Source organism: Providencia sp. PROV268, from assembly GCF_028477805.1.
In the GTDB taxonomy this organism is placed as follows: domain Bacteria; phylum Pseudomonadota; class Gammaproteobacteria; order Enterobacterales; family Enterobacteriaceae; genus Providencia; species Providencia stuartii.
Genome location: NZ_JAMPLW010000035.1, coordinates 1 through 11,779 on the forward strand (window position 1 = coordinate 1; position 11,779 = coordinate 11,779).

Annotated in this window: 16 protein-coding genes; 6 read left to right on the plus strand and 10 right to left on the minus strand. The window is 41.7% G+C overall.

Features of this window, described 5'->3' with window-relative positions:
• The first annotated feature begins 181 nt into the window (after window positions 1–181).
• On the plus strand, window positions 182–727 hold the full coding sequence (locus PR699_RS18665; protein ID WP_014657276.1) for a gamma carbonic anhydrase family protein: 546 nt from the start codon (window positions 182–184) through the stop codon (window positions 725–727).
• Here the strand turns inward: PR699_RS18665 and PR699_RS18670 are convergent.
• The 5 genes from PR699_RS18670 to dprA are packed head-to-tail and all read right to left on the minus strand — an operon-like array spanning window position 703 to window position 4,004.
• The gene (locus PR699_RS18670) at window positions 703–963 is read right to left on the minus strand and encodes a DUF1488 domain-containing protein (RefSeq protein WP_004926407.1); all 261 of its coding nucleotides are present in this window, start codon (window positions 961–963) and stop codon (window positions 703–705) included. The genes PR699_RS18665 and PR699_RS18670 overlap by 25 nt on opposite strands.
• On the minus strand, window positions 960–1,778 hold the full coding sequence (gene aroE, locus PR699_RS18675) for a shikimate dehydrogenase (protein ID WP_014657275.1): 819 nt from the start codon (window positions 1,776–1,778) through the stop codon (window positions 960–962). The genes PR699_RS18670 and aroE overlap by 4 nt, the downstream gene beginning before the upstream one ends.
• 7 nt (window positions 1,779–1,785) lie before the next feature.
• Window positions 1,786–2,355 (minus strand): L-threonylcarbamoyladenylate synthase type 1 TsaC, encoded by a 570-nt coding sequence (gene tsaC / locus PR699_RS18680; RefSeq protein WP_014657274.1) that lies wholly within the window; start codon window positions 2,353–2,355, stop codon window positions 1,786–1,788.
• Window positions 2,356–2,367: 12 nt separating this feature from the next.
• The gene (locus PR699_RS18685) at window positions 2,368–2,907 is read right to left on the minus strand and encodes a type I DNA topoisomerase (protein WP_004926410.1); all 540 of its coding nucleotides are present in this window, start codon (window positions 2,905–2,907) and stop codon (window positions 2,368–2,370) included.
• A gap of 17 nt (window positions 2,908–2,924) precedes the next feature.
• On the minus strand, window positions 2,925–4,004 hold the full coding sequence (gene dprA, locus PR699_RS18690; protein WP_004926412.1) for a DNA-processing protein DprA: 1,080 nt from the start codon (window positions 4,002–4,004) through the stop codon (window positions 2,925–2,927).
• 132 nt (window positions 4,005–4,136) lie between these two features.
• On the opposite strand from dprA, the gene def reads away from it, so the two are divergent.
• The 5 genes from def (at window position 4,137) to mscL (ending at window position 8,922) form a co-directional block, all read left to right on the plus strand.
• A complete protein-coding gene (def, locus tag PR699_RS18695) occupies window positions 4,137–4,661 on the plus strand; it encodes a peptide deformylase (protein WP_004926414.1) in 525 nt (174 codons plus the stop codon).
• A gap of 26 nt (window positions 4,662–4,687) precedes the next feature.
• Complete coding sequence (gene fmt, locus PR699_RS18700; protein ID WP_004926415.1) at window positions 4,688–5,635, plus strand: methionyl-tRNA formyltransferase; 948 nt, start codon at window positions 4,688–4,690, stop codon at window positions 5,633–5,635.
• Between the two features lie 71 nt (window positions 5,636–5,706).
• The gene (rsmB, locus tag PR699_RS18705) at window positions 5,707–6,993 is read left to right on the plus strand and encodes a 16S rRNA (cytosine(967)-C(5))-methyltransferase RsmB (protein WP_014657273.1); all 1,287 of its coding nucleotides are present in this window, start codon (window positions 5,707–5,709) and stop codon (window positions 6,991–6,993) included.
• Between the two features lie 33 nt (window positions 6,994–7,026).
• The gene (trkA, locus tag PR699_RS18710) at window positions 7,027–8,403 is read left to right on the plus strand and encodes a Trk system potassium transporter TrkA (protein ID WP_004926419.1); all 1,377 of its coding nucleotides are present in this window, start codon (window positions 7,027–7,029) and stop codon (window positions 8,401–8,403) included.
• A gap of 108 nt (window positions 8,404–8,511) precedes the next feature.
• Window positions 8,512–8,922 carry a large-conductance mechanosensitive channel protein MscL gene (mscL, locus tag PR699_RS18715; RefSeq protein ID WP_004926421.1) on the plus strand — a complete coding sequence of 137 codons (411 nt, stop codon included), beginning with the start codon at window positions 8,512–8,514 and terminating at the stop codon, window positions 8,920–8,922.
• Window positions 8,923–8,924: 2 nt separating this feature from the next.
• Here mscL and PR699_RS18720 read toward each other — a convergent pair whose 3' ends face one another.
• From PR699_RS18720 to rpsD, 5 genes are all read right to left on the minus strand, one after another.
• On the minus strand, window positions 8,925–9,125 hold the full coding sequence (locus PR699_RS18720) for an alternative ribosome-rescue factor A (RefSeq protein WP_004926423.1): 201 nt from the start codon (window positions 9,123–9,125) through the stop codon (window positions 8,925–8,927).
• Window positions 9,126–9,167: 42 nt separating this feature from the next.
• Window positions 9,168–9,584 carry a Zn(2+)-responsive transcriptional regulator gene (gene zntR / locus PR699_RS18725; protein WP_014657272.1) on the minus strand — a complete coding sequence of 139 codons (417 nt, stop codon included), beginning with the start codon at window positions 9,582–9,584 and terminating at the stop codon, window positions 9,168–9,170.
• Window positions 9,585–9,714: 130 nt separating this feature from the next.
• Window positions 9,715–10,101, minus strand: coding sequence for a 50S ribosomal protein L17 (rplQ, locus tag PR699_RS18730; protein ID WP_014657271.1), 387 nt, complete (start codon window positions 10,099–10,101; stop codon window positions 9,715–9,717).
• A 37-nt stretch (window positions 10,102–10,138) separates the two neighbouring features.
• Window positions 10,139–11,128 carry a DNA-directed RNA polymerase subunit alpha gene (gene rpoA, locus PR699_RS18735; RefSeq protein ID WP_004926425.1) on the minus strand — a complete coding sequence of 330 codons (990 nt, stop codon included), beginning with the start codon at window positions 11,126–11,128 and terminating at the stop codon, window positions 10,139–10,141.
• A 25-nt stretch (window positions 11,129–11,153) separates the two neighbouring features.
• Window positions 11,154–11,774: a 30S ribosomal protein S4 gene (gene rpsD, locus PR699_RS18740; RefSeq protein WP_004265487.1), complete on the minus strand. Its 621-nt coding sequence runs from the start codon at window positions 11,772–11,774 to the stop codon at window positions 11,154–11,156.
• Window positions 11,775–11,779: the final 5 nt, after the last annotated feature.

The following is an 11,779-nucleotide window of genomic DNA, read 5'->3' on the forward strand; positions in this document are numbered from 1 at the left end:
CCCTTTTTTTGAAAAAAAGTACTGTTTGAAGATAAAATCATCACTATGTTTTTTTTTCTAGCATTGTGACTATAAAACAAACAACAAATACCCTCTTTTTTGAAGGATACTCTTCTTCATAATATGAATAGATATCGACTATTCTATTTAATACCACTAATTATCAACTATGGTCATCTTTATGAACAAACACTTAAGACCTTATCTCGATATTTATCCCACCACTGGCTCTAACGTTTTTATCGATCCTTCAGCTGTTGTGATCGGCGATGTTCGTTTAGCTGATGATGTCAGTATTTGGCCTTTATCCGTATTACGTGGTGATGTGAACTACATTGAAATTGGTGCTCGCACTAATATACAAGATGGTTCCGTCTTACACGTAACACACAAATCAAAACATAACCCAGAAGGCAACCCTCTAATTATTGGCGAAGATGTCACCGTCGGACATAAAGTGATGCTTCATGGTTGCACAATCGGGGATCGCGTATTAGTCGGTATGGGTTCTATTATTCTTGATGGAGCAATAATCGCTAGCGACGTAGTTATAGGCGCAAATAGCCTCGTCACCCAAGGCAAAAAACTGGAAAGTGGCTACCTTTATGTTGGTAGCCCAGCTAAAGCTGCCCGTAAACTAACGGAAGCTGAATTAGAACATCTACGTTATTCAGCGAATAACTACGTTCAATGGAAGAATGATTATTTATCTTCTGGTAAAGAATAAACACTATCATCTTCCTGAGGGCCTTGAGCTATCAAGGCCTCAAACTCTTCTTCTATATCCCAACGGTTATTTTGGAAAAGCACTAATGGCTCAGCCCCTTCTCCATACCGCCGATAAAGCAACGAGTCTGATATTACACATTCAGCTAACATTCCACTAATTAATACCGGAAAATGGACTTTTCTTGTAGCAGCATTCCACTCTTCTCTATCTGGAAATTGAATAGCTTGATTCACTTTTTCAGTTCCTTTTGTAATTCAAGAAGAACCGGCTCTATATCTGGAAGTACTCCATGCCATAATTTAAAAGCGAAAGCGGCTTGCCCAACTAACATACCTAAACCATCGGCAAGGCGATTTACCTGATGAGAACTCGCGAACGATAGAAATGGTGTTAAACCATGTTGATAAAACATGTCATAACATGCCACCCGCGCAGAAAATACAGCGGGATCAATTGCGGGGATCTCGCCACTCACTCCAGATGAAGTCGCATTAATGATGAGATCGAAACAGGCTGTTTTGATCTGTTCGATCGGCTGTGCTTTTATTTTTCCAAAGCTAACAAATTGATTTACTAATGTTTCTGCTTTAGAAAAAGTCCTATTCGTTAGCGTAATTTCGCACCCAAATTCTAAGAGAGGTAATAAAGCCCCCCTCGTTGCACCACCAGCACCAATAATTAATACTTTGCTATTGCTATGAATAAAATTAAGCCGTTGAAGATCTAGCAAAAGGCCAGCACCATCCGTGTTATCACCTAATAACCGGTGACTATCCAGTTTCATCACGGTATTTACTGCACCGCACGATTGAGCTCTATCTGTTAGCTCAGATACCATTTGATATGCGTTTTCCTTAAAAGGTAGCGTAACATTCGCCCCCATCCCTCCCTGAGCAAAAAATGCAGACAATGACTGCTCAAAGCCATCTAGTGGTGCCAAAATACGTTCATATTCCAGCGCAATACCCGTCTGTTCAGCAAACATCTGGTGTATAATTGGCGATTTACTATGCGCTATCGGATGACCAAAAACGGCATATTTACCCATATAATAGTTATCCTTTACGATAAAGTTGCCCTGTTTTAGCATCCCGAATTTCTGATGGGTTTTGACGGCCCCCCACCATTCCATCAAGCACAGGGATACTTCCCTTAAACTGCTCTAGAACTTCATTGGTTGTCCTACATGGCTCCTGACCGCTTAAATTCGCACTTGTAGATACTAATGGCTTACCGTATTCGCGACAGAGCTCTTTTACTAACCCATGATCTGTTACTCTTACCGCCAAAGTATCGAAACGCCCAGTTAACCATTTCGGAGTGGATGATTTGGCTGGGATAACCCAAGTCACAGGCCCTGGCCAGCTTGCAAACATCGTTTGCTTTTGTTCATCAGTCAACTGACTATCGTCCACATAGTCTTTCAGCTGTTCATAATTGTCTGCGATAAGAATTAGCCCTTTCTCCCAAGGACGTTGTTTTAACTCAAGTAACTTATTAACCGCTTGTTCACTATCAGGATCACAACCTAATCCAAATACGGCCTCAGTGGGATAAGCGATAACTTCCCCTTTGTTCAGGGAAACAATAATATTTTCAATTGCAGGTGTAGCTTTATTTTGCATCTTTTTAACTCATTATTCTTTTTGTGGTTTACCACATCGTTTACTGGCACAAAATAATCTTACTCCTTGAGCACCCCTTTTTTCCATAAGTAATGGATAATGACAAAACTCACATTCACCCGAAACAGGCTTATGATTGAGAATAAATTGGCAAGACGGATAGCTATCACACGCATAAAATGTTTTTCCAAACCGAGACTTACGTTGTAATAGGTGACCTGTCTGGCACTGGGGGCAAGCAACTTTCGTTTCATCTGGCTTATCAATTAATTCAATATGCTCACACTCTGGGTAGTGACTACATCCAATAAACATACCAAATCGCCCTTGCTTCAAAACCAAATCATGACCGCATTGTGGACATGCTTGCCCTTCTAATACTTTTACTACATGGCTTTCTGCCGAAGGACGCATAGGTTTGAGATAATGACATTGAGGGTACGAAGAACAAGCAAAAAAAGGCCCATGTGCACCATTACGAATGACCAGCAAAGAACCGCATTCAGGACAATGTTCATTTTTCTCTGTTTCAAAAGGCAATTGCTTTGACATGATTTTCTCTTAGCCAACTAACTTAATTTTATATACCCACCAGTAACAGAAGCGATAGCACCGTCTATCTCAAGTTCCGTCAAAACGGCAATGACTTCTGTTATCGGCTGTTGTACACGCTCAGCAATCACATCTGCAGGTGTAGGGTGATACTCAACCATACTCAATATTTTATTCTCTGTCAGATTAAATTCAGCATTCAGCGTTTCTTCTTCTAATGGCTCGACTGGCAACCAATTTAGTCCAACCTCTATATGGTGTTTGATATCTTCGGGTTCAACAAGTAGATATGCTCCTTGTTGTAATAACCAATGGTTACCACTGTAAGCTGAATTACCAAGTGGTGCGGGTATCGTAAAAAGGTCTCTATTTTGCTCAATGGCATAACGAGCCGTTATCAATGAGCCACTTTTCAACCCTGCCTCTACCACGACTGTCGCTTTACTTAAGCCACTAATAATTCGATTTCGTCGAGGAAATTGCCTAGGTAGCGGAGGCGCATTTGGTAAAAACTCAGAGATTAGTACCCCCTCTTGTTTAATCTGCTCCGCCAGCGCAGTATGCTGCCTAGGATAAATATTTGCTAATCCACTCCCTAAAACGGCAACTGTTTTCCCATTTGCTGCGAGTGCCGCGCGATGACTTGCAGCATCGATACCAAATGCTAACCCGCTAGTAATTGTAAAACCATAGTCAGTAAATTTATTGGCAAACCGATCCGCCCATTTACGGCCATACTCACTCGCTTGCCGACTACCGACTATTGCGATTTGTGCTGTCGCCATCAGCTCACTTTGCCCTATTACAAACAAGACGAGTGGCGGATTAGATATATGCTTTAATAAGGAAGGGTACAAGGAATCACAAAAAGTAATCAGTTGATTTTCTTCCTTTTCTAGCCATTTAAGCGTTTGAGCTAATTTTACAGATGGCACGTGTAGAAACTGTAAACACTGCAGTTCACTTAACCCACACTCCTGTAAAACAGAAGAGCATACTTGTTCTAATATCCTTAGCTTATTAATAATTTTTAATGCCTTATGTGGTGATAGCCGGCTCACCTGAGACATTCTTAACCAAATTTCTTGCGCATCCATGGCGTCTTCCTGACTTTATTGTAAAGGTTCATCTGTGAACAAATCGTAACCAATACTGTCAATATGACTGATAAATGTCTAGAATAGGCATTAATTCCTATTCACTTTTTTGGACGCTGCTCGAAAAAATTTATGTCAGTATTAAATGTATTACATTACCCAGACGAACGCTTACGCACAATTGCTAAGCCAGTAGAAAAAGTTGATGCCGAAATTCAACAGATCGTCGATGATATGTTCGAAACGATGTATGAAGAAGAAGGTATCGGTCTTGCTGCGACTCAAGTCGATATTCATCAGCGGATCATTGTTATTGATGTCTCGGAAACGCGGGATCAACGACTTGTTCTTATTAACCCTGAATTATTAGACAAATCAGGTGAAACGGGTATTGAAGAAGGTTGTCTTTCTATTCCTGAACAACATGGTTTTGTCCCCAGAGCAGAGCATGTTAAGGTTCGTGCCCTTGACTATAATGGCGATAGTTTTGAACTTGAAGCCGATGGCTTACTCGCTATCTGTATTCAACATGAAATGGATCACCTTGTTGGTAAATTGTTTGTTGATTACTTATCACCATTAAAGCGCCAGCGTATCCGACAAAAGGTTGAAAAACTAGATAGAATGAGAGCTAAAGCAGCAAAAACAGCTAACTAGACAGATTTATACAGGGAAATATAACCGTGTCGGAATCATTAAAAATTATCTTTGCAGGTACACCTGATTTTGCGGCTGGGCACTTAGCCGCTTTACTTAAAACTAAACATCAGGTTGTCGGTGTTCTTACACCACCAGATAAGCCCGCGGGGAGGGGTAAAAAGCTGACGCCAAGCCCTGTCAAAGTATTAGCACAAGAACACCAAATTCCAGTTTTTCAGCCTACTACGCTGAAAAATGTAGATAATCATCAATGGATCAAAGATCACAACGCAGATTTAATGATTGTTGTTGCTTATGGGTTTATTTTACCAAAAGCCGTTTTAGATATTCCGCGTTTAGGTTGTCTGAATGTACACGGTTCTTTACTACCACGCTGGCGCGGTGCTGCACCTATTCAACGCTCAATTTGGGCTGGTGATGCTGAAACTGGCGTAACCATTATGCAAATGGATGAAGGGTTAGATACTGGGGATATGCTGTATAAAGCAAGTTGCCCAATTATGCCTGAAGATACTAGTGCAACACTTTATGAAAAACTGGCAGTGATTGGCCCAGAGGCATTGATCCATACGTTAGAACTGATATCCAATCAGCAATGTGTGCCTGAAAAACAGGATGACTCTCTGGCAAACTACGCTGAAAAGTTATCTAAAGAGGAAGCTCGTATTGATTGGCAACAATCCGCTGAACAAATAGAGCGCTGTATTAGGGCATTTAATCCTTGGCCAATGAGCTATTTTACAGTTCAAGAGCAGCTTATTAAGGTATGGCAGGCACAAGTCATTGCCGAAAACCATAATGAGCAACCAGGCACTATCCTCAGCGCTGATAAAAATGGCATATGCGTTGCAACAGGTAACGGAAAACTCAATATCACTCAGTTACAACCACCGGGTAAAAAGGCCATGGGAGCGCAAGATCTCCTCAACTCACGCCGAGAATGGTTCACTCCTGGACAGCAACTTAATTAGAAAGCCAATAAATTTGCCTGATAATATATTCAGGCAAATTTATTTCGTGACGAATAGACTCACCTTCACTTATGAAAAATACATATAACTTGCGTAGCATCGCAGCGGTAGCCATCAGTCAAGTCATTGATGGTGGCCAGTCTCTCAGTACGGTACTACCTGAATTACAAAAAAATATAAATGAAAAAGATAAGTCTCTATTACAAGAGATTTGCTTTGGTGTCCTACGCTATTTACCTAAACTGGAATGGTTTGTTGCTCAGCTTATGGAGAAACCACTAACAGGTAAACAGAGAACATTGCACTACTTGATTATGGTGGGGATTTATCAACTCCTCTATACACGTATTCCTCCTCATGCCGCTTTAGCGGAAACGGTCAATGGAGCAGTTGCACTAAAACGCCCTCAATTAAAAGGGCTTATCAATGGTGTGCTACGATCATTCCAACGGCAACAAACTCAACTCGAAGAGCGTAATACTAATAATAGTAGCCAATACCTTCATCCGAGCTGGCTTTTAAAGCGCCTTCAAAATGCTTACCCTGATAAGTGGCAAACGATTATTGATGCAAATAACCAGCGTCCTCCCATGTGGTTAAGGGTTAATTCCCAACATCACACTGCTGAACAGTATCAAAAATACCTAGAAGAAAATGAGATTGCATCTGAATTGCATCCACATCACCCCTGCGCGATAAAACTGTCAGAGCCAACTTCAGTTACAAGGCTTCCTGGCTTTGAAGAAGGTTGGGCAACTGTGCAAGATGTTTCTGCTCAAGGGTGTGCGGAACTGCTTGAACCACAAAATCATGAAACGATCCTTGATCTATGTGCAGCACCCGGTGGTAAAACAACTCATATACTGGAGCTTGCACCAAAAGCACATGTCGTTGCTGTTGATATTGATGAGCACCGTCTTAAACGTGTAAAAGAAAACTTGCAACGTTTGCAACAGCAAGCAGCGGTCATTCAAGGTGATGGTACAAAACCAGAAGAGTGGGCTAATGGGCAACTGTTTGATCGTATTCTTCTTGATGCCCCATGCTCAGCAACAGGCGTTATCCGCCGTCATCCTGATATAAAGTGGTTAAGGCGAGATTCTGACATTAATGAACTCACCGAACTTCAAGCTAAAATATTAGAATCAATTTGGCCTTACCTAAAAGTTGGCGGTACCCTTGTCTATGCGACCTGTTCAATTATGCCTGAAGAGAATAGCTTACAAATAAAAAATTTTTTAGCTAAGCACCCTGAAGCCTCTCTTAATGATGGCACAACAGCAGGCTTACAGATACTACCTAGTATAACTGGTGGTGATGGCTTCTTTTACGCGCGCTTGGTCAAACAAGAGAACTAATCCAATAAAACTTGTCTGAGATAGGAATATTCAATGAAAATCATTATTTTAGGTGCTGGACAAGTTGGCGGAACCCTCGCTGAGAATCTAGTGGATGAAAACAATGATATTACTGTCGTTGACACTAACGCTGATCGCTTGCGCCAATTGCAAGATCAATTTGATCTCCGAGTTGTAAACGGCCATGGGTCACATCCACGCGTACTACGTGATGCGGGGGCAGAAGATGCAGACATGTTGGTTGCCGTCACCAATTCTGATGAAACGAATATGATCGCGTGCCAAATCGCCTATAGCCTTTTTAATACACCAAATAAAATTGCACGTATTAGGGCGACTGAATATATCCGTGAAGCAGACAAGTTATTTTTGCCTGAACAAATCCCTATTGATTACCTGATTTCCCCAGAACAATTGGTTATTGATTATATCTATAAATTAATCCAATACCCTGGTGCACTCCAAGTCGTCAATTTTGCTGAAGGGAAAGTCAGTATTGTTGCGGTTAAAGCCTACTATGGTGGTTCATTAGTGGGTAATGCCCTTTCCAGTTTACGCGAGCACATGCCACATATTGATGCCAGAGTTGTTGCCATTTTTCGTCAAGATCGTCCGATTCGGCCTCAAGGTTCAACAATCATCGAAGCTGGTGATGAAGTCTTTTTCGTGGCTTCAACTCAACACATTCGAGCAGTGATGAGTGAATTGCAGCGCTTAGAAAAACCATACAAACGCCTCATGATCGTGGGTGGGGGTAATGTCGGTGCTGGTTTAGCGAAAAGGCTAGAAAAAGATTACAGTGTAAAACTTATCGAGCGAAATCAACAAAGAGCAACTGAACTCGCTGAATTGCTGCATGACACAATTGTATTTTATGGCGATGCTTCCGACCAAGAGTTACTTACAGAAGAGCATATTGAACAGATGGACGTCTTTATTGCTCTAACAAATGATGATGAAGCAAACATAATGTCAGCCATGTTAGCGAAAAAAATGGGGGCCAAAAAAGCTATGGTGCTCATTCAAAGAACTGCTTATGTTGAATTAGTTCAAGGTGGTGTTATTGACATTGCAGTGTCACCGCAACAGGCGACGATTTCAGCATTATTAAGTCATGTTAGGAAAGCCGATATTGTCAGTGTTTCTTCATTAAGACGAGGTGTTGCTGAAGCAATTGAAGCAATTGCTCATGGCGATGAAAATACCTCTAAAGTTGTTGGTAAAAAGATTTCAGATATAAAACTCCCGCCAGGAACCATTATTGGTGCTTTAGTTAGAGAAGATGAAGTCATTATTGCCAGTGATTATCATATAATCGAACAAGGAGACCATGTCATTATGTTCATTACCGATAAGAAATATGTTCCTGATGTTGAAAAATTATTCCAACCAAGTCCCTTCTTTTTATAATCATCAAAATAAAACGACAATCTTATTTGCAGCTTAATTAAAGTAGATACTATAATTTGTTAACTAAATATTTATTTTGTCACAAATAGTTTTCAATTAGGGGGTAGAATGAGTTTTTTAAAAGAGTTTCGCGAATTTGCGATGAAGGGCAATGTTGTCGATATGGCTGTCGGTATCATTATTGGTGCTGCATTCGGTAAAATTGTTTCTTCATTAGTCGCCGATGTCATTATGCCGCCATTGGGTCTATTAATTGGTGGAGTTGACTTTAAACAATTTAGCGTCGTACTAAGAGCCGCCGAAGGGGATATTCCTGCTGTAGTTCTTAATTATGGTATGTTTATACAGACTGTATTTGACTTTGTTATCGTCGCATTTGCTATTTTTATGGCAATTAAAGTAATGAACAAAGTTCGTCGTGAAAAAGAAGCAGAGCCTGAAGCACCACCGGCGCCAAGTAAAGAAGAAGTGTTATTATCAGAAATTCGTGATTTATTAAAAGAACAAAATAAAAAGTGATACTAGAAAACCAGTGGTAATAAGTTAAAAAACTGATTACCACTGGCCTCCCAGTTATTACCTTTACCATGTTTTGCTTTACGGTTATAACTTCCTTTCCCTTTCTTGTTTTTCTCTACTCTTTGTCTAAATAGCGGATCATGTAACAATGCTTCGATCGCATTATCTTTAATTTGACCACGTTTATGTTGATATCGACTCATGATATACCTTCTTTTAAAAATGAATTTAAAGTAAATTTTCGATTAATAAACTTTCGATGCGCCTTTCTCAAGTATTTCCATTATCGAGCAATATGTCGACGCATGCTCTTCACCACAACAAGCTGAGCTGAGCATTTTCAGTGAATCACGCATAATAATAAGTTCTTGTATCTTTTTTTCAACTTCAAACAAGCGTAAATCAACAATTTGCTTCGATTCTTGACATGTATGATGCTCAGGATCAACACGTATTGATAATAACTCAGTGATAGCTTCTAAGGTGAAGCCGAGTTGCTTAGCATAACGGATAAACCGAAGCCGTTGCAAATCTTGCTCAGTATACAACCTATAGCCACCTTCTGTCCTCAGTTTATGCCCCATCAAACCTTGTTTTTCATAAAAACGAATCGTGTCTGGTGTGACATCGGCGAGACGCGCAATTTGCCCAATTTTATACATAGTCATGGGAACTCCACTCTAAATAGGGTCAAAATAGAATAAATCAAGTCAATGAAGCTTAGAGAAAGGATAGAATAGCAGGTACAAAAAAACCGGGCAAATATACCCGGTTTTTTTGATAGCAGACAGATTACTCTGCTGCTGCTTCTTGAGACTCAACAGCACGGTCAACAAGCTCGATGTAAGCCATCGGAGCATTGTCACCAGTACGGAAGCCACACTTAAGAATACGAGTGTAACCGCCCGCACGAGCTGCAAAGCGAGGTCCCAATTCATTAAACAATTTTGCCACGATCTCGTTATCACGAGTACGGGCGAATGCCAGACGACGATTAGCTACGCTGTCGGTCTTGGCAAGAGTAATCAGCGGCTCAACGACGCGACGCAGTTCTTTCGCTTTAGGCAGAGTCGTCTTGATGATTTCATGACGAACTAAAGAACCTGCCATGTTACGGAACATAGCTTGGCGGTGGCTGCTGTTGCGGTTCAATTGACGACCACTCTTACGATGGCGCATGACCTTATCCTTCTCAGTAAAACCTTAACCTGTGATCTTAATCATCAGCAATACTTGCTGGTGGCCAATTTTCTAAGCGCATGCCCAGAGAAAGACCACGAGATGCCAAGACGTCCTTAATTTCAGTAAGAGATTTCTTACCAAGGTTAGGCGTTTTAAGCAACTCAACTTCTGTACGCTGAACCAGATCACCGATGTAGTGGATAGCTTCTGCTTTAAGGCAGTTAGCAGAGCGGACAGTCAATTCCAGATCGTCAACTGGGCGCAATAAGATAGGATCGAACTCTGGTTTCTCTTCTTTAACTTCAGGCTGACGAACATCACGTAAGTCAACAAAAGCTTCAAGTTGTTCAGCCAGAATAGTCGCTGCACGGCGAATCGCCTCTTCAGGATCGATTGTACCGTTTGTTTCCATTTCGATAACTAACTTATCCAAGTCAGTACGTTGTTCAACACGAGCTGCTTCAACATTGTAGGCAATACGCTCTACAGGGCTATAGCAAGCATCGACTAACAGACGACCGATTGGGCGCTCATCTTCTTCCGAATGTACTCGGGCAGAAGCCGGCACATAACCACGACCACGCTGAACTTTAATTCGCATGTTAATAGATGCGCTTTCGTCAGTCAGGTGGCAGATAACGTGCTGCGGCTTGACGATTTCGACATCGCCATCATGGACGATGTCGGCTGCAGTCACAGGGCCAATGCCAGATTTATTCAAGGTTAAAATAACTTCATCTTTACCCTGAACTTTTACCGCCAGCCCTTTCAGGTTGAGGAGAATCTCCAGGATATCTTCCTGTACACCTTCTTTGGTGCTGTACTCATGCAGTACACCATCAATCTCAACCTCTGTCACCGCACAACCCGGCATAGACGAAAGCAGAATACGGCGCAGTGCGTTACCAAGAGTATGACCGAAGCCACGCTCTAAAGGCTCAAGGGTCACCTTGGCGTGCGTCGAACTCACTTGCTCGATATCTACCAGGCGCGGTTTTAGAAACTCTGTCACAGAACCCTGCATTGTGTCCTCTCTTTGGTGCTAAGCTTTACTTAGAGTAAAGCTCGACGATCAGGTGTTCGTTAATGTCCGCAGACAGGTCAGTACGTTCAGGAATACGTTTGAACACACCTTCCATTTTAGCAGCATCAACTTCCAGCCAAGTTGGCTTCTCACGCTGTTCAGCCAGCTCTAAAGCAGCCTTAATACGAGACTGTTTTTTCGCTTTCTCACGAACGCTGATAACGTCATTCGGGGAAACCTGATAAGAAGCGATATTAACTACTCGACCATTTACCATGATAGCTTTGTGGCTAACCATTTGACGTGCTTCTGCGCGAGTTGCGCCAAAGCCCATACGGTAAACGACGTTATCAAGACGGCCTTCCAGCAGAGTCAACAGGTTTTCACCTGTGTTGCCTTTCAGACGTGTTGCTTCTTTATAATAGTTACGGAATTGACGTTCCAGAACACCGTAAATACGACGAACTTTTTGTTTTTCACGTAACTGAACACCGTAGTCAGACAGACGCGGTTTACGCGCTCCGTGCTGGCCAGGTGCCTGTTCTAATTTACACTTGGTGTCAATCGCGCGAACACCAGACTTCAGGAAGAGGTCTGTTCCTTCGCGACGGCTCAGCTTGAGCTTAGGACCCAAATATCTAGCCATTTTCT

What these genes read in the sequence shown, in the direction of transcription:
- PR699_RS18665 (WP_014657276.1), top strand. Translation starts at nt 182, where the DNA reads ATGAACAAACACTTAAGACCTTATCTCGATATTTATCCCACCACTGGC.
- aroE (WP_014657275.1), bottom strand. Translation starts at nt 1,778, where the DNA reads ATGGGTAAATATGCCGTTTTTGGTCATCCGATAGCGCATAGTAAATCG.
- tsaC (WP_014657274.1), bottom strand. Translation starts at nt 2,355, where the DNA reads ATGCAAAATAAAGCTACACCTGCAATTGAAAATATTATTGTTTCCCTG.
- PR699_RS18685 (WP_004926410.1), bottom strand. Translation starts at nt 2,907, where the DNA reads ATGTCAAAGCAATTGCCTTTTGAAACAGAGAAAAATGAACATTGTCCT.
- dprA (WP_004926412.1), bottom strand. Translation starts at nt 4,004, where the DNA reads ATGGATGCGCAAGAAATTTGGTTAAGAATGTCTCAGGTGAGCCGGCTA.
- def (WP_004926414.1), top strand. Translation starts at nt 4,137, where the DNA reads ATGTCAGTATTAAATGTATTACATTACCCAGACGAACGCTTACGCACA.
- rsmB (WP_014657273.1), top strand. Translation starts at nt 5,707, where the DNA reads ATGAAAAATACATATAACTTGCGTAGCATCGCAGCGGTAGCCATCAGT.
- trkA (WP_004926419.1), top strand. Translation starts at nt 7,027, where the DNA reads ATGAAAATCATTATTTTAGGTGCTGGACAAGTTGGCGGAACCCTCGCT.
- mscL (WP_004926421.1), top strand. Translation starts at nt 8,512, where the DNA reads ATGAGTTTTTTAAAAGAGTTTCGCGAATTTGCGATGAAGGGCAATGTT.
- PR699_RS18720 (WP_004926423.1), bottom strand. Translation starts at nt 9,125, where the DNA reads ATGAGTCGATATCAACATAAACGTGGTCAAATTAAAGATAATGCGATC.
- zntR (WP_014657272.1), bottom strand. Translation starts at nt 9,584, where the DNA reads ATGTATAAAATTGGGCAAATTGCGCGTCTCGCCGATGTCACACCAGAC.
- rplQ (WP_014657271.1), bottom strand. Translation starts at nt 10,101, where the DNA reads ATGCGCCATCGTAAGAGTGGTCGTCAATTGAACCGCAACAGCAGCCAC.
- rpoA (WP_004926425.1), bottom strand. Translation starts at nt 11,128, where the DNA reads ATGCAGGGTTCTGTGACAGAGTTTCTAAAACCGCGCCTGGTAGATATC.
- rpsD (WP_004265487.1), bottom strand. Translation starts at nt 11,774, where the DNA reads ATGGCTAGATATTTGGGTCCTAAGCTCAAGCTGAGCCGTCGCGAAGGA.